This window comes from Nonomuraea sp. NPDC005501, from assembly GCF_040605905.1.
In the GTDB taxonomy this organism is placed as follows: Bacteria; Actinomycetota; Actinomycetes; order Streptosporangiales; family Streptosporangiaceae; genus Nonomuraea.
This window is the reverse complement of record NZ_JBEXDT010000027.1, coordinates 14,632-37,983: the sequence shown is the minus strand read 5'-3', so window position 1 is coordinate 37,983 and position 23,352 is coordinate 14,632. Positions and strand designations below refer to the sequence as shown.

At 72.2% G+C, this 23,352-nt stretch carries 19 protein-coding genes; 5 read left to right on the top strand and 14 right to left on the bottom strand.

Going from position 1 to position 23,352, the window contains the following annotated elements; all coding sequences use genetic code 11:
* Positions 1 to 13: 13 nt before the first annotated feature.
* From ABZS51_RS15905 to ABZS51_RS15895, 3 genes are all read right to left on the bottom strand, one after another.
* The gene (locus tag ABZS51_RS15905) at positions 14 to 493 is read right to left on the bottom strand and encodes a hypothetical protein (protein ID WP_355440874.1); all 480 of its coding nucleotides are present in this window, start codon (positions 491 to 493) and stop codon (positions 14 to 16) included.
* 162 nt (positions 494 to 655) lie between these two features.
* A complete protein-coding gene (locus tag ABZS51_RS15900) occupies positions 656 to 1,945 on the bottom strand; it encodes a hypothetical protein (protein WP_355440871.1) in 1,290 nt (429 codons plus the stop codon).
* A gap of 69 nt (positions 1,946 to 2,014) precedes the next feature.
* Complete coding sequence (locus tag ABZS51_RS15895) at positions 2,015 to 3,850, bottom strand: long-chain fatty acid--CoA ligase (protein ID WP_355440868.1); 1,836 nt, start codon at positions 3,848 to 3,850, stop codon at positions 2,015 to 2,017.
* Positions 3,851 to 4,006: 156 nt separating this feature from the next.
* On the opposite strand from ABZS51_RS15895, the gene ABZS51_RS15890 reads away from it, so the two are divergent.
* Complete coding sequence (locus ABZS51_RS15890) at positions 4,007 to 5,494, top strand: peptide MFS transporter (RefSeq protein WP_355440866.1); 1,488 nt, start codon at positions 4,007 to 4,009, stop codon at positions 5,492 to 5,494.
* 124 nt (positions 5,495 to 5,618) lie between these two features.
* Positions 5,619 to 6,233: a trimeric intracellular cation channel family protein gene (locus ABZS51_RS15885; RefSeq protein ID WP_355440981.1), complete on the top strand. Its 615-nt coding sequence runs from the start codon at positions 5,619 to 5,621 to the stop codon at positions 6,231 to 6,233.
* Positions 6,234 to 6,240: 7 nt separating this feature from the next.
* Here ABZS51_RS15885 and ABZS51_RS15880 read toward each other — a convergent pair whose 3' ends face one another.
* On the bottom strand, positions 6,241 to 7,725 hold the full coding sequence (locus tag ABZS51_RS15880; protein ID WP_355440863.1) for a PLP-dependent aminotransferase family protein: 1,485 nt from the start codon (positions 7,723 to 7,725) through the stop codon (positions 6,241 to 6,243).
* Between the two features lie 63 nt (positions 7,726 to 7,788).
* Between ABZS51_RS15880 and ABZS51_RS15875 the strand changes: the two genes are divergently transcribed.
* Positions 7,789 to 8,391, top strand: coding sequence for a hypothetical protein (locus ABZS51_RS15875; protein ID WP_355440860.1), 603 nt, complete (start codon positions 7,789 to 7,791; stop codon positions 8,389 to 8,391).
* A 79-nt stretch (positions 8,392 to 8,470) separates the two neighbouring features.
* On the top strand, positions 8,471 to 10,261 hold the full coding sequence (locus tag ABZS51_RS15870; RefSeq protein WP_355440857.1) for a glycoside hydrolase family 15 protein: 1,791 nt from the start codon (positions 8,471 to 8,473) through the stop codon (positions 10,259 to 10,261).
* A gap of 14 nt (positions 10,262 to 10,275) precedes the next feature.
* On the opposite strand, the gene ABZS51_RS15865 is transcribed toward ABZS51_RS15870, so the two are convergent.
* Both ABZS51_RS15865 and ABZS51_RS15860 read right to left on the bottom strand, forming a co-directional pair.
* Positions 10,276 to 11,166, bottom strand: coding sequence for a hypothetical protein (locus ABZS51_RS15865; protein WP_355440854.1), 891 nt, complete (start codon positions 11,164 to 11,166; stop codon positions 10,276 to 10,278).
* A gap of 43 nt (positions 11,167 to 11,209) precedes the next feature.
* On the bottom strand, positions 11,210 to 12,178 hold the full coding sequence (locus ABZS51_RS15860) for an LD-carboxypeptidase (protein WP_355440851.1): 969 nt from the start codon (positions 12,176 to 12,178) through the stop codon (positions 11,210 to 11,212).
* Between the two features lie 30 nt (positions 12,179 to 12,208).
* On the opposite strand from ABZS51_RS15860, the gene ABZS51_RS15855 reads away from it, so the two are divergent.
* Positions 12,209 to 13,090, top strand: coding sequence for a sulfotransferase (locus tag ABZS51_RS15855; RefSeq protein WP_355440848.1), 882 nt, complete (start codon positions 12,209 to 12,211; stop codon positions 13,088 to 13,090).
* Here ABZS51_RS15855 and ABZS51_RS15850 read toward each other — a convergent pair.
* The 8 genes from ABZS51_RS15850 to ABZS51_RS15815 all read right to left on the bottom strand — a co-directional run bounded on the left by ABZS51_RS15850 (position 13,062) and on the right by ABZS51_RS15815 (position 23,310).
* Positions 13,062 to 14,948: an ABC transporter ATP-binding protein gene (locus ABZS51_RS15850; RefSeq protein WP_355440845.1), complete on the bottom strand. Its 1,887-nt coding sequence runs from the start codon at positions 14,946 to 14,948 to the stop codon at positions 13,062 to 13,064. The two genes, ABZS51_RS15855 and ABZS51_RS15850, sit on opposite strands and share 29 nt — an antisense overlap.
* Positions 14,949 to 15,030: 82 nt before the next feature.
* A complete protein-coding gene (locus ABZS51_RS15845) occupies positions 15,031 to 15,864 on the bottom strand; it encodes an enoyl-CoA hydratase/isomerase family protein (RefSeq protein WP_355440842.1) in 834 nt (277 codons plus the stop codon).
* 123 nt (positions 15,865 to 15,987) lie between these two features.
* On the bottom strand, positions 15,988 to 16,203 hold the full coding sequence (locus ABZS51_RS15840; protein ID WP_020547488.1) for a helix-turn-helix domain-containing protein: 216 nt from the start codon (positions 16,201 to 16,203) through the stop codon (positions 15,988 to 15,990).
* A gap of 113 nt (positions 16,204 to 16,316) precedes the next feature.
* Positions 16,317 to 17,915, bottom strand: coding sequence for an ABC-F family ATP-binding cassette domain-containing protein (locus tag ABZS51_RS15835; protein ID WP_310708967.1), 1,599 nt, complete (start codon positions 17,913 to 17,915; stop codon positions 16,317 to 16,319).
* A gap of 168 nt (positions 17,916 to 18,083) precedes the next feature.
* The gene (locus tag ABZS51_RS15830) at positions 18,084 to 20,810 is read right to left on the bottom strand and encodes a Tat pathway signal sequence domain protein (RefSeq protein ID WP_355440838.1); all 2,727 of its coding nucleotides are present in this window, start codon (positions 20,808 to 20,810) and stop codon (positions 18,084 to 18,086) included.
* Positions 20,807 to 21,427, bottom strand: coding sequence for a rhamnogalacturonan acetylesterase (locus tag ABZS51_RS15825; protein ID WP_355440835.1), 621 nt, complete (start codon positions 21,425 to 21,427; stop codon positions 20,807 to 20,809). Before ABZS51_RS15825 ends, ABZS51_RS15830 begins: the two co-directional genes overlap by 4 nt.
* Positions 21,424 to 22,320, bottom strand: coding sequence for a carbohydrate ABC transporter permease (locus ABZS51_RS15820; RefSeq protein WP_355440832.1), 897 nt, complete (start codon positions 22,318 to 22,320; stop codon positions 21,424 to 21,426). Before ABZS51_RS15820 ends, ABZS51_RS15825 begins: the two co-directional genes overlap by 4 nt.
* Before the next feature lie 12 nt (positions 22,321 to 22,332).
* A complete protein-coding gene (locus ABZS51_RS15815) occupies positions 22,333 to 23,310 on the bottom strand; it encodes an ABC transporter permease subunit (protein ID WP_355440829.1) in 978 nt (325 codons plus the stop codon).
* Positions 23,311 to 23,352: the final 42 nt, after the last annotated feature.

Sequence of the window (23,352 nt, the reverse complement as noted above, 5' to 3'; positions counted from 1 at the left end):
AGGGCCGGGCGGGTCAGCGGCGGTGGCCGACGACCTTGACCCAGTCCGTGGCCTCGACCGGGTCGAGGCGGCGCGAGCCCTCGAAGACCGCGCGCCACGTGCCCGAGGTGTAGGCCGGGACCCTGGTGTGGAAGGAGCCGTCACGACCGGTCGTGACCGTCTCGACGTGCTCCCAGTCCCCGCCGCGGTCCGGGCGGAAGAGGATCACGATCCGCTTCCAGCCGAGCCGGTGCCACGACTCCGACTCCTTGCAGTAGTCGGCGTGGTGGACGGAGACGAAACCGCTGATGTAGTCCTCCTCGCACTCCACCGAGAGCCTGCCGTCCAGCGAGAGGCTCCTGCCCTGCCAGACGGGCTCGGGGCCCGCGTCGAACCGGAGCGCGGTGTGGCCGCCGTCGACGTCCGGGTCCGCCAGCGCGGGGGCGGCGGCCGCCCCCACCATGGTGACGCCCAGAGCGGCCGCCGCCAGGCCGGCGGCGAGTCGTCGCATCATTGGGTGAACTTCCTTCCCCGTGTGGAACGCGCGCCCGGACGGGTGCGCGTCATCGCGATTGACGCGACGAGGTAAAGGAAAGTTGCGATCCGCCGATCACAATCATGCAACGACTCTTCATTTCATAGCCCGAAATATGCCTCTCTCGGGCCATTTATCGTTCTAATCGGCTATTTGGTGGATTTTCGAGAGGATCGGGGCGTAGCGGGAGGTCCCCTCGTAGCGCAGGCGCCAGGAGCCGCCGGTACGGCCCGCCACCGACGTGGTGAAGGCGCCGGTCTCCCCCGTGGTGGCCTCGGCCACCTCCTCCCACGTGTCACTGCCCTCGGGCCGCCAGAGGACGTCGACCGGCTGCGCGGCGAACGGGGCGTAGTCGGCCAGGCCCCGCGGTCCCACGCGGGTCAGCGAGCCGGTGAACCGCACGGCCGAGCCGTCCGGGGCGGATGCCACGCGCACGGCGTCCAGCCTGGTCTCGCGGCGCAGCTGGAACGTGGTGTACTTCGTCGCCGTGGACCCGTCGGCGCCGACGGCGGTCGCGGTGATCGTCCACGTGCCGGCCGGATAGGTGCGGTTCAGCGCCTTGTCCGGCAGGAAGCGCCACGTCTGCCAGTCGCCGTCGAACCGCATCCAGCCCGAGGTCGGGCGCCAGGACACCGTCGCGTCGCCCTTGTCGCGCCCCGCGTCCCGGCCCGCGGCGGAGCCCCGCTTGTGGTCGCGCTCCGGGGAGCGCGGCGCCAGGCGGGCCGCGCCGTGGATCTCACGGGCCGTGCCGGGCGACGCGGACGAGGAGTGGTCGTGGGACACCACCACGCCCGGCTGGTGGTCGCGCGTGGGCAGCAGCGGACGGCCCGCCGGCCGGATGGCGTGACCGGACGGCATCGGCGCGCCCAGGTCGTCGAAGGCCACCGCGGGCGCCACGACTGGTGGGCCGGCGGGTGAGCCGGCGGGCGGCGTCCGGTCCTGCGTACCGGGTCCGGAGGCGGCTGATCCGGGCCTGCCCGTGCCGGGAGCGGCGGGGCGGGGAGCCGGAGCGGCCGGGCGGGGCGCCTGGGCGGCGGGCTCGCCGGGGGCGACGGCTCCCGTGGCCGGGGAAGTCCCCTCGGAAGAGCCGGGGGCCGACTGGGGCGGTGCGCCGGGCTCGACCTTGACGCTCACCCCGTTCCTTCCCTTGACGTCCTTGGCCACGACGTCGATCACCATGCGGACGGAGTCTCCGGCGCCGACGACGGGAGACGCCGGCCGCAGGTTGATCTCGCGGATGGTCGGGACACGGGCGGCGCGCGCGGCGGTGGCGAGCCCATGGCCGGAGGCGGAGGTGGAGGTGGAGGTGGAGGTGGAGGCGACCCCGGCGGGACTCGCGGCCCCGGGCAGGGTCGTGGCGGCGGAGGACGCCGGCGCGGGCACCGTGAGGGCCCCCGCCGCGAGCGAGACGAGAACGAGTCTTCTGGTCATGATCCAGACCGTAGGAAGCGCCCGGTCATGGCAGTGACCACGACACACGCCCTGGAGGGCAAAGACTCGTCAGCCGGAGTACAGCTCCTCGATCAGGTCCGCGTACTTGGCGTGGATGACCCGCCGCTTCAGCTTCAGGCTGGGCGTCAGCTCCTCGGTCTCGGCCGTCCATTCGGCGCCGAGCAGCGCCCACCGCTTGACCTGCTGGACGCGGGCGAGCCGCTGGTTGGCGGCGGCGACGGCGGTCTCGACCTCCTTGAGCACGTCGGGGTGGGCGGCCAGCTCGGCGAGGGTGCCCTCGATGCCGCGGGCCCGGGCCCAGCCGGGCGCCATGTCCGCGTCGAGGGTGAGGAGGGCGACCGGGTAGGGGCGGTTGTCGCCGTAGGCCAGGGCCTGGCCGACGAGGGGGTGCTCCTTGAGGTGGTTCTCGATCGCGGCGGGCGAGATGTTCTCGCCGCCGGAGGTGATGATGAGCTCCTTCTTGCGGTCCACGACGCGGTAGAAGCCGTCGTCGTCGACCGTGCCGATGTCGCCGGTGTGCAGCCAGCCGCCGGCGTCGACGAGCGCGGCGGTGCCGTCGGGCCGGTTGAGGTAGCCGCGGGTGTTGAGGGGGCTGCGGGTGAGGATCTCGCCGTCCTCGGCGATGCGCACCTCGACGCCGGGCTCGGCCCGGCCGACGGTGCCGAGCCGGTAGCAGCCGGGGCCGTTGCCGGTGAACGCTCCGGTCGTCTCCGTCATGCCGTACACGTCGATGACCTTGAGGCCGAGACCGGCGTAGAAGCGCTGCACCTCGGCGGGCAGCGGCGCGGCGCCGGTGGCGGTCCACTCCGCGCGGTCGAACCCGATGAGCGCGCGCACTCCGGCCAGCAGCTCCGCGTCGGCGCGCTCGTAGGCGGCGCGGACCTCCGGGGTGACGGTGTGGCCGTGCTGCCCCGCCTCGACGTAGGCGAGGCCCGCCGCCATGGCCCGCCGCACCGCCTCCTGGCGCTCCTCGGGCTGGGCGGAGAGCACGGCGAGCAGGCGGGCCATCATCTTCTCCCACACGCGGGGCACGCCGAAGAACAGCATCGGCCGCACCTGCCCGAGCGTGGCGCCGAGCTGGGCCAGGTCGGTGCAGAAGTGCACGTGCGACGCCTTCACCAGCGGCAGGTAGAGGCTGAGGACCCGCTCGGCGATGTGCGCGTACGTCAGGTAGGAGACCTGGGTGCCGCGCTCCGGCAGCCGGGCCATGCGGTCGGTGGCCGCGACCTCGTACAGCACGTTGCGGTGGGTGAGCGGCACGCCCTTGGGCGTGCCGGTGGTGCCCGAGGTGTAGAGGACGGTCACCACGTCCTCGGCGGTGACGGCGCGCAGGCGGGCCTCGGCGGCCTCCGGGTCGGCGGACAGCGCGGAGCGGCCGAGCGCGAGCAGGTCGTCCCACGCCATGAACCGGTCGCCGGCCGGCGCGCCCTCCAGCAGGATGACCTTCCGCAGGCCGGGCAGCTCGCCGAGCACGGGCTGCCAGCGCGCGAGGTCGTCGGGGCCGCCCAGCACGGCGTAGGCCGCGCCGGCGTCGGCGGCGGCGAACGCGATCTGGCCGGGCGCGAACGTGGAGTAGATCGTGCACCCGACGCCGCCCGCGTGCACGGCGCCCAGGTCGGCCAGCACGTGCTCGCTGCGGTTGACCATCATGAGCGCGACCGTCTCGCCGGGCCGCAGGCCGAGCGCGGCGAACCCGGCGGCGATCTCCAGCACCCGCAGCCGCGCCTCGGCGTAGGTGAGCGTGACCCAGCCGCCTCCGGCGCCCGGATCCGAATAGGCGGGAGCGCCGGGATGCCGCTCGGCCGCCGTCCTGAGCTGGTCGCAGATGGTACGGCCGGCGATCAGCTCGTCGATCTCCGCCCGCACGTCGAGGACATCGGCCATGGCAACCGCCTCCGCAGCTGTTCACTTGTCCGCTCACTTGTCCGCGTGGCATGCATCGCACCACACGACCGGGGTGGCGGCAAGGCCTCACCGGTGACGGAGTCCGCTATCACGTAGAGTGATGAATCGACTGCGGAAGAATGCCCGGGGGCGCGCATGAAAACGCACGAACGCACCTTTTTCGGCCACCCGTGGGGGCTTGCCACGCTCTTCGGCACGGAGATGTGGGAGCGGTTCAGCTGGTACGGCCTGCGCGCCATCCTGGCCACCTTCATGGCCGCGTCCCCCGCCCAGCACGGCCTGGGCATGAGCGAGCAGACCGCGACGGCCGTCGTCGGCGTGTACGGCGCGCTCATCTACCTGGTGGCGCTGCCCGGCGGCTGGATCGCCGACCGCATCCTCGGCCCGCGGCGCTCGGTGTTCTGGGGCGGGTTCGTCATCATGTGCGGCCACATCAGCATGGCCGTGCCGGTGACGTCGCCGGTCTTCGTGTGGCTGGGGCTGGGGCTGATCATCGCCGGGACGGGCCTGCTCAAGCCGAACATCTCCGTCATGGTGGGCAAGCTCTACCCGGATGAGGACGACGGCCGCCGCGACGCCGGGTTCTCGCTGTTCTACCTGGGGATCAACCTGGGCGCGTTCTTCGCGCCGATCGTGGTGGGCTGGCTGGCCGACGGCGACCGCTGGCACCTGGGCTTCAGCGCCGCGGCCGTCGGCATGGCCCTCGGCCTGGCCCAGTACGTGCTCGGCCGCGGGAACCTGCGCGGCGTCGGCGACCGGCCCGGCATGCCGCTGCCGCCGGAGCACCGCCGGCAGGTGCTGCGGCACGTGGGGCTGGGCACGCTCGGCGTCGTGGCGGCCATGGCGATCTGGGTGGCGACGGGCACGTTCACCATCGACCGGTTCACGGTCGTCGTGACCGTGATCATCCTGGCGGTGCCGGTCGTCTACTTCGGCTACATCCTGCTGGGCAGCCACGACCTGACCGAGGACGAGCGCTCCCGGGTGAAGGCGTACGTGTGGCTGTTCGCCGCCGCGGCGATCTTCTGGATGCTGTACGACCTGGCGCCGAGCAAGCTGCTGTTCTTCGCCGGGAACAACACGGACCTGACGCTGTTCGGCGTCCACATCAACGCGGCCACCACCCAGTCCTTCAACCCGCTGTTCATCATGATCTTCGTGCCGGTTTTCGCGGCGCTGTGGGTGAAGCTGGGCACGCGGGTGAGCACGCCGCAGAAGTTCTCCTTCGCGCTGGTCATGGTGGGGCTGAGCTTCCTGGTGATGGCGGTGGCGGCCACGCTCGCCCAGGGCGGCCGGGTGTCGGTGTGGTGGCTGGTGCTCGTCTACCTCATCCAGGTGTTCGGCGAGCTGTCGCTGAGCCCCGTCGGGCTGTCGGTCACCACCAAGCTGGCTCCCCGGGCGTTCAAGGGGCAGATGCTGGGGTTGTGGTTCATCGCGGTCTCGGTGGGCGACGCGGTCGGCGGGCAGACCGGGCGGCTGAGCGGCGTCGTGTCCGAGCCGATGTACTACACGTTGCTGGCGCTGATGGCGATCGTGGCGGGGCTGGCCCTGCTGATGTTCACCCGCAGGCTGCGCCACCTGATGTCCGAGCACCACGAGCCCGCGACGCCGCCGATCCGCTGACTCCGCCCGCCGGTCCCGCGCGCTGAGCCCGCCCGCCGGTCCCGCCCGCTGAGCCCGCCCGCTGAGCCCGCCCGCGCGGACCCGCACGCGCCCGCGGGACGGCCGATCCGATAGACATGTGACCGTGCCCGAACTGCTCGACCTGGTGGGAATCTTCGTCTTCGCGCTGTCCGGCGCGCTCATGGGCGTGCGCAAGCGGCTCGACGTCGTGGGGATGGCGGTGCTCGCCGAGATGACGGCGCTGGGCGGGGGCGTGGTGCGCGACCTCATCCTGAACGTGCGCCCGATCGCGTTCCAGAGCGTGGGGTACGTGCTCGTGCCGCTGGCGGCCACGGTGATCGTGTTCTTCTGGCACCCGCACGTGGCGCGGGTGATGCCGGCGATCCTGGTGTTCGACGCGGCCGGACTCGGGCTGTTCTGCGCGGTCGGCACGCTCAAGGCCCTCGAGTACGGGCTGAGCCCGCTGCACGCCACCCTGCTCGGCGTCACCACGGGCGTCGGCGGCGGCATGCTGCGCGACGTGCTGGCGGGCGAGATCCCGACGCTGCTGTACGACCGCCAGCTCTACGCGGTGCCCGCGCTGCTCGGCTCGGCCATGATGGCGGAGCTGTCCACGCTGGGGCTGCACGGCTGGCCGGCCACGCTGGCCTCGGCGCTGGTGGCCTTCGGGCTGCGCGTGGCCGCGATGCGCTACAAGTGGCGCGCCCCGCTGGCCCGGGGCGTCAAGCCGTCCGAGTGAGCACCGGTCAGACCATCGGGACCAGCGAGTCGGCGGGCCTGTCCCCTCCTGCGGAGCCGTGGTCGCGGGCGGCCACGATGCGCTCCACGGCCTCCTCCAGCACCGCCGGCGGCAGCGTGTACGGCAGGCGCAGGTACCCCTCCAGCGTCCCGTCGACGCCGAACCACGGCCCGGGCGCCAGCCGCACCCCGCGCGTGGCGGCGGCCTCGGCCAGGGTGACGGCCGAGCCGGAGTCGAGCCGTACCCACAGCGTGCCGCCGCCGCGCGGCACCGTGAACTCCCAGGCGGGCAGTCGCTCCCGCAGCGCGGCCACGAGCGTGGCGCGGGAGGCGCGCAGCCCGCGCAGGCGCTCGGCCCTGGTCTCCTCCAGCCGGTCGAACAGGCGGGCCACCACGAGCTGCTCCAGCACCGGGCTGGCGATGTCGACGGCGGCCCGGTGCACGGCCAGCCGGCGGATCAGCGCGGCGCTGGCGCGCAGCCAGCCGATGCGCAGCCCGCCCCACCACAGCTTCGAGGCGGAGCCGATGCTGATCATCCGGTTGTCGGAGTCGAAGGCGCCCATGGGCGCGACGGTCCCGCTCCTGACAGCCGTGTGAGGGGCCGGCTCAGAAGGGGCGGGCTCGGACGGGTCGGGCTCGGACAGGTCCAGCTCGGCCCAGGTCTCGTCGATGAGGATCGTGGTGTCGGTGCGCCGGGCCGCGCCGGCGACGGCGGCGCGGGTGGCGTCGTCCATGAGCGCGCCGGTGGGGTTCTGGAAGTCGGGCATGAGGTACGCCACCCGGGCCGCCGACTGGCGCAGCGCGCAGGCGACCAGGTCGGCCTGCCAGCCCTCGTGGGAGATGCCGACCGGGACGATCCGGGCGCCGCACCGGCGGGCCACGTCGATGGCGTGCGTGTAGGTGGGCGACTCGACGAGCACGGGGTCGCCCGGCCCGGCCAGCAGGCTCATCGCGAGGTGGAGGGCGTGCTGGGAGCCGGTGGTGACGAGGATCTGCTCGGGCCGGGTGGCCAGGCCGCGCGCGGTGTAGCGGGCGGCGACGCGCTCGCGCAGCGCGGGCAGGCCCATGGGGTCGTAGCCGTGGCCCATGCCGTACCGGGGCAGGTCCTCGACGGCCTCGGCCATCGCCTCGCGCAGCGCGGACGGCGCGGGCGGGGCGGCGGCGTGGAGCTGGATGAGCCCGTCGCGGCCGGTGGACAGCCACGGGTTGTCGTCGGTGGAGGCGGGGTCGGGCAGGGCGGTCCAGCTTCCGGAGCCCTGCCTGCTGTCGAGGTAGCCTCGTTCGCGCAGCAGGTCGTAGGCGGCCGTCACGGTGGTGCGGCTGACGCCCAGGGTGGCGGCGAGGTGCCGCTCGGCGGGCATGCGCACGCGGACGGGGATGTGCCCGTCGAGGATGAGCGCGCGCACGGCGTCGGCGAGTGCCCGGTAGTACGGGCGGGCCGCTGGCGGCACGTCGGCGAGCCGGGCCACCTGCGCCGCTCCCACATATCTCATCAGGCCACTTTTGATGATTGGCCCTGTTTTGGCAAGGGGGTGGCCTGCCACTCTGGGTCCACTATGAGCGAAGCGACCGTCCCGCACCTGGGCTCCCTCCCCTCCCGTCTCGTCCGGCTCTACGGCGGCCTGGCCCTGTACGGCCTCGGCATCGGCCTCCAGGTCAGCTCGGGGCTGGGCAACGACCCGTGGGACACCTTCCACCAGGGCCTGGCCGGCCGCCTCGGGCTGTCGATCGGCACCGTGATCATCGGGGTCGGCGCGCTGGTGATGCTGCTGTGGATCCCGTTGCGGCAGCGGCCCGGCCTCGGCACCATCAGCAACGTGATCTTCGTCGGCCTGTTCGCCGACGCCGCGCTCTTCGTGCTGCCCGCCTCCGGCCACTGGGCGTTGAGCTGGCTCTACCTGGGCCTCGCCATCGTGTCGATCGCACTGGCCACCGTGCTCTACATCGGCGCCGGCATGGGTCCGGGACCGCGTGACGGGCTCATGACCGGCCTGGCGCGGCTGGGGCTGTCCCTGCGGCTCGGCCGCTTCCTCATCGAGATCGCCGTGCTGGCCGTGGGCTGGTTGCTCGGCGGCACCGTCGGCATCGGCACGCTGGTGTTCGCGCTCGCGATCGGGCCGCTGACCCAGCTGTTCGCCCGCCGCTTCCCCCTGACGTGATCGCGCGGCAGGGCCCGTCACGACGCGACGTGATCGGACCCGGCCGCGTGATCACCCTCCGGCCGAGTAGCGTCAAGGCATGCGGATCGAGGACTACGCGCTGATCGGAGACATGCAGTCGGCCGCCCTGGTGGGCAGGGACGGCTCGATCGACTGGCTCTGCCTGCCCAGATTCGACTCCCCGGCCTGTTTCGCGGCGCTGCTCGGCGGCGACCGCAACGGCCACTGGTGGATCGGCCCGCCCGGCAGGCAGCCCGCCACCCGCCGCCGCTACCGCCCCGACACGCTGATCCTGGAGAGCGAGTGGGACACCCCCACGGGCACCGTCCGGGTCATCGACTTCATGCCGCCCCGCGACCGCAACCCCGACGTGGTGCGGATCGTGGAGGGCGTCTCCGGCACGGTGGAGGTGGCCACGCAGCTGCGGGTGCGCTTCGACTACGGCCGGATCGTCCCGTGGGTGCGCCGTACCGACGGGCACCTCCAGGCCGTCGGCGGGCCCGACTCCGCCTGGCTGCACTCCCCCGTCCCCCTCAAGGGCGGCGACTACGCCCACCGCGCCACCTTCCACGTCAAGGCGGGCCAGCGGCTGCCGTTCGTGTTCACCTGGCATCCGTCGCACGAGCCGATGCCCGAGCAGATCCACGCCGAGGCCCAGCTCGACGAGACCGAGGCCCTGTGGAAGGAGTGGGTGGAGACCTGCACCCACCAGGGCCCCTGGCGCGAGGCCGTGGTGCGCTCCCTCATCACCCTCAAGGCGCTCACGTACGCCCCCACCGGCGGCATCGTCGCCTCGCCCACGACGTCCCTGCCGGAGGACCTCGGCGGGGTGCGCAACTGGGACTACCGCTTCTGCTGGCTGCGCGACGCCACGATGACGCTGGAGGCGCTCATCAACAACGGCTATCTCGGCGAGGCCGCCGAGTGGCGGGCCTGGCTGCTGCGCGCGATCGCCGGCCGGCCGCAGGACCTCCAGATCATGTACGGCGTGGCGGGCGAGCGGCGGCTGCCGGAGATGCAGCTCGACTGGCTCGACGGCTACGAGGGCTCCCGGCCCGTCCGCATCGGCAACGACGCCGTCAACCAGCTCCAGCTCGACGTGTACGGCGAGGTGATGAACGCCCTCTACCTGGCCGGCGCCTCCGGGCTGACGGCCGACCAGCGGGCCTGGTCCATCCAGCGGCAGCTCCTGGACTACGTCGAGGAGCACTGGGACGAGCCCGACGAGGGCCTGTGGGAGGTGCGCGGCCCCCGCCGGCACTTCACCCACTCCAAGGTCATGTGCTGGGTCGCCCTGGATCGGGCGGTCAAGTACGTCGAGCGCTACGGCCGGCTCGGCCCCGCGGACAAGTGGCGGAGCATCCGGGACCGCATCCACGCCGAGGTGTGCGAGAACGCCTTCGACGCCAGGCGCAACACCTTCACGCAGTCCTACGGCTCCAGCGAGCTGGACGCGTCGCTGCTGCTGATGCCCATGGTCGGCTTCCTGCCGGCGGACGACCCGCGCATGGTGGGCACCGTGGCGGCCATCGAGAAGGAGCTGATGGCCGACGGCTTCGTGCTGCGCTACCCCGTGGCCGAGGACAACGCGGTGGACGGCCTGCCCGGCGGCGAGGGCGCGTTCCTGGCGTGCAGCTTCTGGCTGGTCGAGGTGATGGCGTTGCAGGGGCGCAGGGACGAGGCGAAGGAGCTGTTCGAGCGGCTGCTGGCGCTGCGCAACGACGTGGGGCTGCTGGCGGAGGAGTACGACCCCCGCTACGGCCGCCTGGTGGGCAACTTCCCGCAGGCGTTCAGCCACGTGCCGCTGATCCACGCGGCCCGCGCGCTGTCCGAGAGCGACCGCACCCCCGAGCTGGGCCGCGACACCTGAGCCGCCCGCCCCGCTCAGGCGGCGAGGCGGGCCAGGACGCGGGCGAAGTCGGGCGGCGGGGCGACGACCAGTCTCGTCTGGCCGCCCCTCAGCTCGATGTCGGCCCGGATGAGCGTCAACCGGCCCCCGTGCCACCAGTAGACCTGCGGGCTGAGCCCGCCGGTGCGGGCGGCGTGGACGCGCAGCCGCTCGATGGCGCGCACCACGCCGATCCCGTTCACCGGATGGACGAGCAGCGTGTACGGGTCGGGCAGCACGGCGAGCGCGCCGTGGGCGGGCACCGGAAGGTAGTCGCCGAGCCAGCGCAGGTGCGTGGCCGCCGACGGCCTGGGCCCGGTCAGCCGGACGACGGCCGTGCCGGACAGCTCGACGGCCTCCACCGTCAGCCTCTCGCCGCGCCGGACGTTGGCGACGGCCAGCTCCAGGGCCTCGGCCGTGGGCAGGGGCCAGCAGCCGGCCTCCTCGGGCAGCACCGGGCGGTCCCCGACGGTGAGCAGCTCCACCAGGTCGCCGTTGAGGTGCCGGCCGACCACGCGGGCCGGGTCGGGCACCTCGTCCACCGCTTCGACGCGGGTGCGCAGCAGCGGCGCCGCCTGCTCGAAGTCGCACACGTCCACCCGGTCCCCCGCGGCGCCGACGGCTCGTGCCAGATGCTCGGAGACGAGGGTCGGCCAGTCCTCACGCGGGCGGCGTCCCGCCTCGCGGCGCAGCCCGGCCAGCCGGACGAGGATCTCGCCTTCGCGCGGCCGGCGGGGAGCCGGGAGACCGAGGGTGAGCGAGCCGCCGTCGGCGGCGAAGACGCAGGTGAAGCCGAGAGTCTCGGCGACGAGTGCGAGCAGGGAGTCGAGGTCGACGTCCTCGATCGCCCTGCGCGGGGGTTTCCGGCCACGTTTGAAGAACGTCACGTGCCGTGTCCCATCATGTCCGTTTCATCCCGATATGTATCTCCTACCTTGCCTGCTCCCCACTGCGGAGCGGCCCAGCCAGCGAGCACGATTCGGTATCGATAACGGCCGGGGCTCCAAGCCACACACTCAGCTGTGGTGATCCGTGCCCAACCGGCAGGCCCGCCAGGACCGGCACCCCGAGCGGCAGCAGCCGGTCACGCAGCACCGGAGCGGGGTCGCCGCAGTCCACCCACGAGCCGAGCACGAGGCCCCGGACGCCGTCGAAGGCGCCCGCCTGAAGGAGCTGGGTGAGCATCCGGTCGATCCGGTACGGCTCCTCGCCGATGTCCTCCAGCAGGACGATCTTCCCGTCGAACGACGGGTGGTGGCGGGTGCCGCACATCGAGGCCAGCAGCGACAGGTTGCCCCCGGCCAGCACGCCCTCGGCCCGGCCCGGGGCCAGTGCCCGGTCGCCGGTGACCGGGGGCGCCTGCCCGGTCAGGGCCGCCCGCAGGTGCTCCCACGACACCGGCTCGGGGGCGTCACCGCCGGCGATCGTGTCACAGGCCGGCATCGGGCCGTGCAGGGTCGGCACGCCCAGCTCGGCCGCGAACACATGGTGCAGCGCGGTGATGTCGCTGGAGCCGACCAGCGTCTTCGGGCCGGCCGCCCGCATCGCGTCCCAGTCGATCAGGCCGAGCAGCCGCGCCGCCCCGTACCCGCCCCTGGCGCAGAACACCGCCGTCACGGCCGGATCGCACCAGGCGGCCTGCAGGTCGGCGGCGCGGTCCGCGTCCGAGCCGGCCAGGTACGGCAGCTCCTGCCGGTCGAGCACCCGCCCGCCGGCCACGACCTTCAGCCCCAGCCCCTCCAGCCGCTCGACTCCGCGCTTCAGCAGCGCGGCGTCCGGTGGCCCCGACGGCGCCACGACGGCGACGGTGTCCCCGGGCCGGATCGGGGTGATCTGTCCGTCAGGCCGCGACGGCCCGTTCCCTGGCTCGTTCCCTGGCTCGTTCCCTGGCTCGTTCACGGGGAAAACGGTGTCACACTTGCATCTCGTATGCGACTTCCGCCCCACATCCTCGTGGTCAACGGCATCAAGGTCCGCCGGCCGGTCTTCCTGCTCGGAGCGCCGCATTCCGGCACGGACCTGCTCGGCCGCGCCCTGAAACGGTCACCGGGCTTCCACGTGACCATGGGCCGGGCCGGCGTGGCCCATGTGCTGTACGCCTTCGCCCGCAAGCCGTCCCTCGGCGAGAGCTCCGGCGCCGTGCGGGTGCTGCGCGACGCGCTCGCCGAGTCGTGGCAGGTGCTGCCGGGCTCGTGCCGCCAGTGCGGCGAGGCGTGCCGCGACGCGGGCGGCGTCACCGGCGCCGGTCCCTGCGTCTCGACGGGGGACGTCACCCGCTTCGGCGACGCGAGCCCCGACCTGATCTACAGCGCGGCCACACTGCTGCGGGCCTTTCCCGACGCCCGGTTCGTGCAGATCGTCCGCGACGGCCGTGACGTGGTGGCCGACATGCTGGCCGACCCGGCGTGCCTGGCCTGGTTCAAGCCGGCGATGCTGTCGGAGGGAACCGAGTTCCCCAACGCGTTCCTCGGCGTCAACCGTGACGAGCACCTCGACAAGTGGAAGGGCATGCCGGTCGCCGGCAAGAGCGCCCTGCGCTGGCGCAGCGCCGTGCGCCTCAGCGCCACGCTCCGCCGCGACCTGCCCGAGGACCAGCTCCTGACGCTGCGCTACGAGGACCTGGCGCTCAGGCCCGCCCAGGCGGCGGCCTCGGTCGCGGACTTCCTCGGCACGCGCGTCTCCAAGGTCGCCCTGTACGGCGGCCCCTCGGAGCCGGGCTCCCGCCGCTCCCGGCTGCGGCCCGACGACCTCGCGCTGGTGGAGAAGGTCGCCCGGCAGGAGCTCACGACGCTGGGCTACCTGACGAGTTGAACTGCGTGCGGTGCAGCTCCGCGTAGAGGCCGCGGCGCGCCAGCAGCTCGTCGTGGGTGCCCCGCTCGGCGATCCGCCCGTCCTGGACCACGAGGATCTCGTCGGCCTCGCGGATCGTGGACAGCCGGTGGGCGATGACCAGCGAGGTGCGGCCCGCCAGGGCGGTCTTCAGCGCCTGCTGCACGGCCGCCTCCGACTCCGAGTCGAGGTGCGCCGTGGCCTCGTCGAGGACGACGACGCGCGGCGCCTTCAGCAGCAGCCGCGCCAGCGCCAGCCGCTGCTTCTCGCCGCCCGACAGCCGGTGGCCGCGGTCGCCGACGACCGTGTCGAGCCCGTCGGGCAGGCCCTCCACCAGCTCGCCGATCTGCGCGGCGCGCAGCGCCTCCCACAGCTCCTCGTCGCTCGCGCCGGGCCGGGCGTACCGCAGGTTGGCGCCGATCGTGTCGTGGAACAGGTGGGGGTCCTGGGCCACCACGCCGACGGTGTCGCGCAGCGAGGCGAGCGTGGCCTCGCGCACGTCGAGCCCGTTGAGCCGGACCGCGCCCTCGCTCACGTCGTAGAGCCGGGACACCAGGGAGGTGATCGTGGTCTTGCCCGCTCCGGACGGGCCGACCAGCGCCACGAGCCGGCCCGGCCTGCCGGTGAACGACACGCCCTTGAGCACGGGGTGCGAGGGGGCGGTGTCCTGCCGGGCGACCGACTCCAGCGAGGCCAGCGACACCTCCTCGGCCGCCGGGTAACGGAAGTGGACGTCGTCGAACTCGATCGTCACCGGCCCGTCGGGCACCGGCCGGGCGTCGGGCCGCTCGGCCACCATGGGCTTCAGGTCGAGGATCTCGAAGACCCGGTCGAAGCTGACCAGCGCCGTCATCACGTCCACGTGCACGTTCGACAGCGACGTCAGCGGGCCGTACAGGCGCATGAGCAGGGCGGCCAGGGCGACCAGCGTGCCCAGCTCGAACACGTCGCCGATGGCCAGCACGCCGCCGACGCCGTACACCAGGGCGGTCGCCAGGGCCGCGACCAGGCCGAGCGCCACCCGGAACACGGTGCCGTACATGCCGACCGTGACGCCGACGTCGCGCACCCGGGCCGCGCGCCCGCCGAACATCGCGGCGTCGTCCTCGGGCCGGCCGTAGAGCTTGGCGAGCATCGCGCCGGCCACGTTGAAGCGCTCGGTGGTGACGGAGCTCATCTCGGCGTCGAGCCGCATCTGCTCGCGCGTCAGCGCCGACATGCGCCGGCCCACCCACTTGGCCGGGATCACGAAGATCGGCAGCAGCACCAGGGCGACCAGCGTCACCTGCCACGACAGCACGAGCATGGCGCCCAGCACGAGCACCAGGCTGATCACGTTGGACACGACGGACGACAGGGTGCTGGTCAGGGCGCGCTGGGCGCCGATGACGTCGGTGTTGAGCCGCGAGACGAGCGCACCGGTCTGCGCCCGCATGAAGAACGCGACCGGCATGCGCTGCACGTGGTCGAACACCTCGGTGCGCAGGTCGTAGATCAGCCCCTCGCCGAGCCGGGCCGAGAACCACCGCTGCGCCAGCGTGAGCCCGGCGTCGAGGAGCGCGAGCGCCCCGATCGCCAGCGCCAGCCCCACCACGACGTCGGTGCGGCGGGGCAGGATGCCGTCGTCGATGATCGCCTTCATCAGCAGCGGGTTGGCCACCACGACGACCGCCCCCGCCATCACCAGCAGCAGGAACGCGGTGATCTGCCGGGTGTACGGCCGGGCGTAGCCCGCGATGCGCCGCACGGTGCCGGGCGTGAGCCGCTGCTTGGTGACCGACTCGTCGCGGCGCAGCGACGCCATCAACTGGGGGCCGAAGCCCCCTCCCATCATCGCCATCCGGGGCCCTCCTCCCCGGTATGAGCGCCGCCGGGACGCCCGGTGATTCCCGGCTCCGCTCAGCGCGAAACCTGTCCTGGGGTCAAGGTTGAGAGGAGAACAGCGCGCGAAGGCGTTCGGCCTGCTCGGCGCCCTCGGCCGCGCACTGCTCCTCCAGGGTGCGCGAGCGCGCGCCCTGGAGGAGTCGCTTGGTCGCCGCCGCCGCGTCCCGGTTGGTCGAGAGCAGCCCGGCGATCTTGTCGTGTACGGCCCGGTCCAGGCCGTCGCGGGCGACGACCTGCTCGGCGAGCCCGATCCGCTGGGCCTCGTCGGCCTCCACGGTCCGGGCGGTCAGGCAGATGTCGATCGCCTTGGCCAGGCCCACCAGCTCGACCAGCGGCTTGGTCCCGGTCAGATCGGGGACCAGCCCCAGGGCGGGCTCCTTCATGCAGAACTTGACGTCGTCGGCCACGATCCGCAGGTCGCAGGCGAGCGCGAGCTGGAAACCCGCGCCGATCGCGTGACCCTGCACGGCCGCGATGGAAACGATCTCGGGGCGGCGCAGCCACAGGAACCCCCGCTGTGCCTGCCGCAACCGCTGCTCGAACGCCGCGGCCCCGAGCCGCGCCGTCGAACTGAACGAGCCCTGTCCGGGCACCCCCTCTGGTGTGAACATCCGCAGGTCGATGCCTGCCGAGAAGGACGGTCCCTCACCTCTCACAACGACGACGCGCACCCGGTCCGGTAGGTCATCACCGATTCGGGCCAACGCTGACCAGGTCGCGAACGTCTGAGCGTTCCGCTTGTCCGGCCGGTCCAGCGTGATCGTCGCGATCTCACCGTCCACCTCGAAGCGCAGTCCCGTCTCCGCCGGATCCTCGGCGAACACGTTGTCCGCGTTCCCCCCGCGCTGCTGTGGCGCCTTCGCTTCCGCCATCGCCCGCTCCCTCTTCGCCACTGAACCGTCGCGCCCGAGCTTACAGAATGAGATTCTGGGCCCGGGCGCGGCGGCTGGCTGACTAGGGACGAGCGGCTGCGGTCGCACGTTCCGAGGCGGCCGTCAGCGCTTGGACTTGCCTCGGGTCGCCCCGCCGCGCCCGCGCAGAGTCACACCGGACTCGCTCAGGATGCGGTGGATGAACCCGTAGGACCGACCGGTCGAAGCGGCGAGCGCACGGATGCTCTCACCCGCGGCGTAGCGCTTCTTGAGATCGCCGGCCAGCTTTTCACGGTCGGCCCCGGTGACCCGGGTGCCCTTCTTCAGTGTCTCGGCCACGAGTACCTCCTGTAGTGCCGGACTTCCGCAGCGTTACTCCGCCATGATCAGTCATTTCAGCGGGATCGGCTACCTACTCCATGGGAAAAGATCCGTACCCGCCCAAATTAAGATCAGGCAAGTGCCACAAGATCGGAAAATTCGGCGCTCCATGCGTCTTCAGTTCCGTCCGGTAGCAAGATCACCCTATCCGGTGACAGGGCGTCAACGGCACCCTCGTCGTGGGTCACGAGGACGATTGCTCCTGAATACGACCTCAGAGCGTTGAGAACCTGCTCGCGGCTGACCGGATCGAGGTTGTTCGTTGGCTCGTCGAGGAGGAGGACATTGGCGCTGGAGAGGACCAGCATGGCCAGCGCCAGGCGGGTCTTCTCGCCGCCGGACAGCACGCCCGCCGGCTTGTCGGAGTCGTCGCCGCTGAACAGGAAGGAGCCGAGCACCTTGCGCAGCTCGGTGTCGGTGAACTCGCCGCCGGCCGAGCGCATGTTCTCCAGGATCGTGCGCTCGCCGTCGAGCGTCTCGTGCTCCTGGGCGTAGTAACCGATCTTGAGGCCGTGGCCGGGGCGGACCTCGCCCGTGTCGGGCTTCTCGATGCCGCCCAGTATCCGCAGCAGCGTGGTCTTGCCCGCGCCGTTGAGCCCGAGGATGACGACCCGGTGACCTCGGTCGATGGCCACGCTGACGTCGGTGAAGACCTCCAGCGAGCCGTACGACTTGGACAGGCCCTCGGCGGTGAGCGGGGTGCGCCCGCACGGCTGCGGCTGCGGGAAGCGCAGGCGGGCCACCTTGTCGCTCTGGCGCTCCTCCTCGGTGCCGGCCAGCAGCCGGTGGGCGCGCCGCATCATGTCCTGCGCGGCCTTGGCCTTGGTGGCCTTGGCGCGCATCTTGTCGGCCTGGGCGAGCAGGGCTCCGGCCTGCTTCTCGGCGTTGGCCCGCTCGCGCTTGCGCCGCTTCTCGTCGGTCTCGCGCTGGGCCAGGTAGGCCTTCCAGCCGACGTTGTAGTGGTCGATGACACAGCGGTTCGCGTCGAGGTGCAGGACCTTGTTGACCGTGGCTTCAAGAAGACCGACGTCATGGCTGATGATCGCCAAGCCGCCCTGATGGGAACGCAAAAAATCACGAAGCCACCCGATTGAGTCCGCATCTAGGTGGTTTGTCGGCTCGTCAAGAAGGAGAGTTTCCGCACCGCTGAAAAGAATGCGCGCCAATTCCACGCGCCTGCGCTGTCCGCCGGAAAGCGTTTCCAGCGGTTGCCCAAGGACGCGGTCCGGCAGACCGAGACTGGAGGCGATCGAGGCGGCCTCCGCCTCGGCCGCGTAGCCGCCGAGGACGTGCATCTGGTCCTCCAGCCGGCCGTAGCGGCGCACCGCCTTCTCGCGGGTCTTGTCGTCGGCGGAGGACATGCCGAGCTCGGCCTCGCGCAGCTTGCGCAGCACCTCGTCGAGCCCGCGGGCGGACAGGATGCGGTCGCGGGCGAGCACCTGCAGGTCGCCGGTGCGGGGGTCCTGCGGCAGGTAGCCGACGCTGCCGCTCGTGGTGACCGTCCCGGAGGCGGGCAGCGCCTCGCCGGCCAGGACCTTGGTCAGCGTGGTCTTACCCGCGCCGTTGCGGCCCACCAGGCCGATCTTGTCGCCCGGGTTGACCCGGAAGGAGGCGCTTTCGATGAGCAGGCGCGCGCCGGCGCGCAGCTCGATGTCATTGGCAATGATCATGGTTGACGGAACACTCCCGAGCTAGGAAACGAGGGATGGGGTGTGCGGCGGCCGCGTGCGCCGTGCCGTCAATCGGGAGTGTGCATACCGATCAGTGTAGGCCCCTGAACTGGAGTCCCACCTCCCGTTATCGCCCTGCTCGTCACCTCTGTCCCGCCGCTCCCTCCCCTACCGCCGGGACGCCTCCTCCGGGTTCTCCTTCTCGCGGGGAGCCTGCTCCGGGAGGTGCTCGCCGATGAGCGCGAGATTCTGGATGGCCGCCAGGCCGTACTGGGCGGCGTCGTTGGTCGAGACGAACGGCGCCTCCTCGACGGCGGCGAGCACGCCCGGCCCCTCCACGCGGGTCAGCCGCCAGTGCGGCTCGCGCTGCAGCTCGTTGCGGTTGAGCTGGTCGTCCTCGTCCAGGGAGAACTTGCGCCAGGCCCGCGCCGCCTGCGCCGCGTCGCCCGTGCGGGCCGCCGCGTACGCGGTGAGCCGGCTGTGCGCCTGCACCAGCGAGATGCCGCGCAGCGGCTCCCCCACCTCGGCGGCCTGCTCCGCGGCGGGCGCCAGGTAGAGCCGGCAGTAGTCCAGCCAGGCCCGCTCGAAGCCCGGCACGTCCAGGTCGAGCGCGATCAGCTCGGAGCACATCTCCGGCAGGCCGAACACCGACGACAGGTGCGAGACCATGATCGCGTCGCGGGAGGCGTCGAAGCGCCCTGTGGCCAGGTCGAGCCGGGCCTCGCCGGTCAGGAACCCCTGCGGCAGCGCCCCGATGCCGGCCATCGTGCCGAGCAGCCGGTCACGCGCCCGCTCGTCGCCGTGCCGCTCCCAGCGGGTCAGCCAGGCCGCCGCGAGCGCGCCCCAGTCGGTCCCGAGCCCGACCGACAACGCCGACGGGTCCGGCGTGTAGACGTCCTCGCGCACCTTGCGCTGCGGGTCGATCGCCACGAACGTCGCCTCCGGCTCGGACAGCTCGTCGAGCAGGTCGCCGGCGCGCTCGTCGGCGGTCAGGTAGTAGAAGAAGCGCCGGTAGGCGGCGTTGGAGATGCGCAGCTGCTTGCAGCTGCACCCCCAGTGCTGCACGTTGTGCCGGCTGCCCAGCCCCTTCCAGCGGCCCAGGTGGTAGACGTCGACCTCGCCGGTGTGGCGGGTCATCGCCTCGGCGAAGCGGAAGACGTCGGCCCGCCCGGTGCGCAGGAACTGGTACCACAGCCACAGGTCGGGCGACAGCTCCGAGTTGTCCCAGGCGTAGCCGCCCACGTCGTAGCGCCAGGTGTGCCGGTCGGCGTCGTAGGTGTGCATGACGTCGCCGTAGTCCCAGAAGCCGTACCAGCGGCGCTGCTCCCGCTCCCGCGTGTACAGGTCGAACAGGAAGTCCAGCCGGTCCTCGATCGCGGTACGGGCCGGGGTCGAGCGGTCCGGCAGCGCCCAGTCGCCGAACACGCCCGCCGCGCGGATCCGCGCGGGCGGGGCCGTCAGCAGCGCGGGGTCGTTCATGGCCACGGCGTGCGCGGCCAGCGCCTCCGCCGGGGGCGTGGCCTCGTGGACGCGCAGGGTCAGCTCATGGGTGCGGGCGACGCCGTGGGCGTCGCCGAAGCCCGGCTCGTGGTCCTCGTAGGTGATCTCCAGCCCTTCGAGCTGCTCGGCGTACGTGTCCTGGCCCATGCCGTCGTGCCAGAACCGCAGGTCCATGGCCGGGGCGGACGGCGACCACAGCCACACCGTCGCCGTGGCGAGGTCCGTGGCCGCGCCGCGCACGTCCAGCCGCGTCGGGTGCAGCCGCCAGAAGTCGCGCAGCCCGAACCCGAGCCCGCCGCTCACCCCGCCCACGTAGCCGTAGCCGGCCGAGCGGGTGCCCGAGGGAATCGTCACCCAGGCGTGCCCCTCGCCGGTGCGCTTGCGCAGCGTGAAGCCGTCGGCGGAGGTCTGGTCGAGGGTGTAGTCGTTCCAGGCCGGGATGAGGTGCAGGCGGCCGGCCACCTCAGGATTGCCGATCGGGCCGCACGGCCGGCCCTCGACCTGCGCCCGCCGCACGACCTCGCCCGGGTCGCGGCGCAGCCCGGTCAGCCCGCGCACGGCCTCGGTGAGGAACCCGTCCGGCCCGGCCAGCCGTACGTGCCGGTCGTGGAGCTCGTCGCGCATGACGACATCGGCGCGCAGGCCGAGCCCGGCCAGGAAGTCCCGCTCGGAGTCGCCGTCCCAGACGAACGTGTGGACCACGCGGACGTCCTCGGCCCCGGCGTAGAAGTACAGCCGCACGCTGAACGGCAGCCGCGCGCCGCCGTCTCCTCCCAGCGTGCCTCCCGCCGTGCTTCCCAGCGGGCCTCCCGCCGTGCTTCCCAGCGTGCCTCCCGCCGTGCTTCCCACCGTGCGGACGTGGTGGCCCTCCAGCCGGACGACCGCGCGGACCGGGCCGTCCTGCTCGACGGTGACGCGGGTGACGTGACCGGTCGCCTCGGCTCTCGTGAGCGTGCCGGCGTCGTCGGGCGTGGGCCCGTCCTGGTGCAGGCTGACCAGGCGGACGTCGCGGACGATCTCCTGGGAGCCGCGCTCCACCGAGCGGGCGAGCGTGGCGCCCGACTCCTCGATCGTCCAGGTCACGACGCCCGTGCTCACGCGCAGCACGCCGTCCCCGCGCGTCACGGTGACGGGCGAGGAGGGGGCGGCCGGACCGCGGCCGGGCTCCAGCCGGTACGTCGCGGCGGGCTCCGCCTCCGGGGCGACGGCGTGCGCCGACCACTTCACCGAGCCGTCCGGCCAGGTCGCGGTCACCCAGCTCTGCACCGGGACCTCGCGGCCCTGCGGATCGGCCAGGGCGAACGCCGCGCCCGGCTCCACCGTGCCGCGCGACCAGGGGACTCCCCAGGTCACCCCCTGCTCCGCGGGTCGGTCCAGCCAGCGCAGCACGGTCATGCGATCTCCTTCAGTCGCTCGGCGACGATGGCGGCCACCTCGTCGGCGCCGCGGAAGCAGAAGTGGGTGTCGTCGGCCACCCCGTCCGGGTGAAGGGGATGCCCGCCGGGCGGGAAGTGGGTGAACAGCGCCTTCGACCCCTCCGGGCCGAGGCGCTCGTACAGCTCGGTGGTGGCGGCCGTCAGGTCGATCAGCGGCACCCCCTGCTCGGCGGCGAGCGCGCGGACCCGGTCCGGGTAGTCGCCGTGCGTCGGCGCCAGCCGGTCCCCCACGAACCGGCGGCGCTGCACGGGCGTGCACAGCACCGGCAGGGCGCCCGCGCCGCGCGCCTCCTCGACGAAGGCGCGCAGGTTGTCGCGGTACGGCAGCTCGGGCTCCTTCTGGTCGTTGTGCCCGAACTGGATCACCACGAGGTCGCCGGGAGCCGCCTCCAGCAGGAGCGCGGCCCACAGGCCCTCGGCCCGGTGGCCGGCCGTGGTGGCCCCGCCCTTGGCGAAGTTGCGCACCGGCCCGCCGACGTGCCCCCCGAGCTGCGCGCCCCACCCGGACATCGGCGCCTCGGACGCCGGGCACGACGCCACCGTCGAGTCCCCGGCCAGCAGCACCGTACGGGTCATTCCTTGACGCCTCCGATGAGCACTCCCTTGGCGAAGTGCTTCTGCAGGAACGGGTAGACGAACAGGATCGGCAGCGTCGCGATCACCACGACGGCGAACTTCAGCCCCTGCTCGGGCGGCACCCAGGCCCGGTCCATCTGCGCCAGGGCGTTGGCCGCGTCGTTGTTGGTGAGCTGGCGTACCAGGATCTGCAAGGTCCACTTGGACGGGTCGCTGAGGTACAGCAGCGGCGACATGTAGTCGTTCCAGATGGCCACCGCGTAGAACAGCGAGAACGTCGCGATGATCGGCTTCGACAGCGGCAGCACGATCTTGAAGAAGACGCCCATCTCGTTGCAGCCGTCGATCCGCGCCGCCTCCTCCAGGGCCTGCGGCAGCTCCTGGAAGAAGCTCTTCACGATGATCAGGTAGAACGGGTTGATCGCCAGTGGCAGGATCAGCGCCCAGTAGCTGTCCAGCAGCCCGAGGTCGCGCACCACCAGGTAGGTGGGGATCATGCCGCCGGAGAACACCATGGTGAAGATGACCAGGTTCAGCACCAGCGTCCGGCCCGGCAGGTACCGCTTGGCCAGCGGGTAGGCCATGGTGAACGTCAGCAGCAGCTGCACCACCGTGCCGACCGCCGTCACCACGATCGTCGTGACCAGCGCGCGGACGAAGGTGTCGGTGGCGAAGATGTACTGGTACGACTCGGTGACGATCTTCTTCGGCCACAGGAAGAAGGGCCGCGAGGAGATCTCCGCCTCGCCGGCGAACGATCCGGCCAGGACGTACAGCAGCGGCAGGATGGTGACCAGCGCGAGGGCGCTGAGCACGACGATGTTCAGCGTGTCGAACACGCGGCTGCCGAGGGAGCTGCCGTTGCCGACCGGCGTTTCGGTCTTGGTCTTCATGCTCGGGGCTCCTTAGAACAGTCCACGCTGGCCGAGGCGCTTGGCGAGCCAGTTGGAGCCGAAGATCAACAGGACACCGGCCACGCCCTTGAACAGGCCGACCGCCGTGGAGTAGCTGATGGCGCCCTGGGTGATGCCGGCGTAGTAGACGTAGGTGTCGAACACGTCCGCCACCGAGCGGTTCAGCGAGGTGGTCATGAGCCAGATCTGCTCGAAACCCGAGTCGAGCAGGTTGCCGGAGGCGAGGATCGCCATGACGACGACCGTGGGGCGGATCGCGGGCAGCGTGACGTGCCACAGTTGCCGGAAGCGGCCGGCGCCGTCCATGCGTGAGGCCTCGTACAGGTTGGGGTCCACGCCGGCCAGCGCGGCCAGGTAGATGATCGTGCCCCAGCCGGTCTGCTTCCAGAGCTGCTGCAGGATGATCAGCGGCCGGAACCAGTCCTCCATCGCCATGTAGTCGATCTTCGCCGTGTCGCCCATGATGTCGCGGATCCAGCCGGACATCACCCCGAAGTCGGCCGCGAACAGCAGGTACGTCAGCGAGGCGACGATCGTCCAGGACAGGAAGTGCGGGATGTAGACCAGCGACTGGACCGTGCGCTTGAGCACGTTGATCCGCAGCTCGTTCAGCAGCAGCGCGACGATGATCGGCGCGGGGAAGACGAACACGATGTGCAGCAGCGCCAGGAACATCGTGTTGAACAGCAGCCGCCCGAAGTCGGGCCCGGCGAACAGCTCCTGGAAGTGCTTGAAGCCGACCCAGGGGCTGCCGGAGTAGCCGAGGAAGGGCAGGAAGTCCTGGAACGCGATCGTCACGCCGTACATCGGCAGGTACTTGAAGATCACGAAGTAGGCCAGGCCCGGAAGGAGCATCAGGTAGAGCCAGCGGTAGCGCATGAGCGCCGTACCGAGCGGCACCTTGTCCGCGCGCCGCTTCTTCGCCGTGGGGACCGCCTTCACGCGAGGCGGCGCCAGGTCGGTGGCCACAGCGGCCTCCTTTCGTGTGAGGGGCCCGGGACGCGGCCCGGG

Excerpts from the sequence above, each read along its gene's own strand:
- ABZS51_RS15905 (WP_355440874.1), bottom strand. The coding sequence starts at position 493 with ATGATGCGACGACTCGCCGCCGGCCTGGCGGCGGCCGCTCTGGGCGTC.
- ABZS51_RS15900 (WP_355440871.1), bottom strand. The coding sequence starts at position 1,945 with ATGACCAGAAGACTCGTTCTCGTCTCGCTCGCGGCGGGGGCCCTCACG.
- ABZS51_RS15895 (WP_355440868.1), bottom strand. The coding sequence starts at position 3,850 with ATGGCCGATGTCCTCGACGTGCGGGCGGAGATCGACGAGCTGATCGCC.
- ABZS51_RS15890 (WP_355440866.1), top strand. The coding sequence starts at position 4,007 with ATGAAAACGCACGAACGCACCTTTTTCGGCCACCCGTGGGGGCTTGCC.
- ABZS51_RS15880 (WP_355440863.1), bottom strand. The coding sequence starts at position 7,725 with ATGAGATATGTGGGAGCGGCGCAGGTGGCCCGGCTCGCCGACGTGCCG.
- ABZS51_RS15875 (WP_355440860.1), top strand. The coding sequence starts at position 7,789 with ATGAGCGAAGCGACCGTCCCGCACCTGGGCTCCCTCCCCTCCCGTCTC.
- ABZS51_RS15870 (WP_355440857.1), top strand. The coding sequence starts at position 8,471 with ATGCGGATCGAGGACTACGCGCTGATCGGAGACATGCAGTCGGCCGCC.
- ABZS51_RS15855 (WP_355440848.1), top strand. The coding sequence starts at position 12,209 with ATGCGACTTCCGCCCCACATCCTCGTGGTCAACGGCATCAAGGTCCGC.
- ABZS51_RS15850 (WP_355440845.1), bottom strand. The coding sequence starts at position 14,948 with ATGGCGATGATGGGAGGGGGCTTCGGCCCCCAGTTGATGGCGTCGCTG.
- ABZS51_RS15845 (WP_355440842.1), bottom strand. The coding sequence starts at position 15,864 with ATGGCGGAAGCGAAGGCGCCACAGCAGCGCGGGGGGAACGCGGACAAC.
- ABZS51_RS15835 (WP_310708967.1), bottom strand. The coding sequence starts at position 17,915 with ATGATCATTGCCAATGACATCGAGCTGCGCGCCGGCGCGCGCCTGCTC.
- ABZS51_RS15830 (WP_355440838.1), bottom strand. The coding sequence starts at position 20,810 with ATGACCGTGCTGCGCTGGCTGGACCGACCCGCGGAGCAGGGGGTGACC.
- ABZS51_RS15825 (WP_355440835.1), bottom strand. The coding sequence starts at position 21,427 with ATGACCCGTACGGTGCTGCTGGCCGGGGACTCGACGGTGGCGTCGTGC.
- ABZS51_RS15820 (WP_355440832.1), bottom strand. The coding sequence starts at position 22,320 with ATGAAGACCAAGACCGAAACGCCGGTCGGCAACGGCAGCTCCCTCGGC.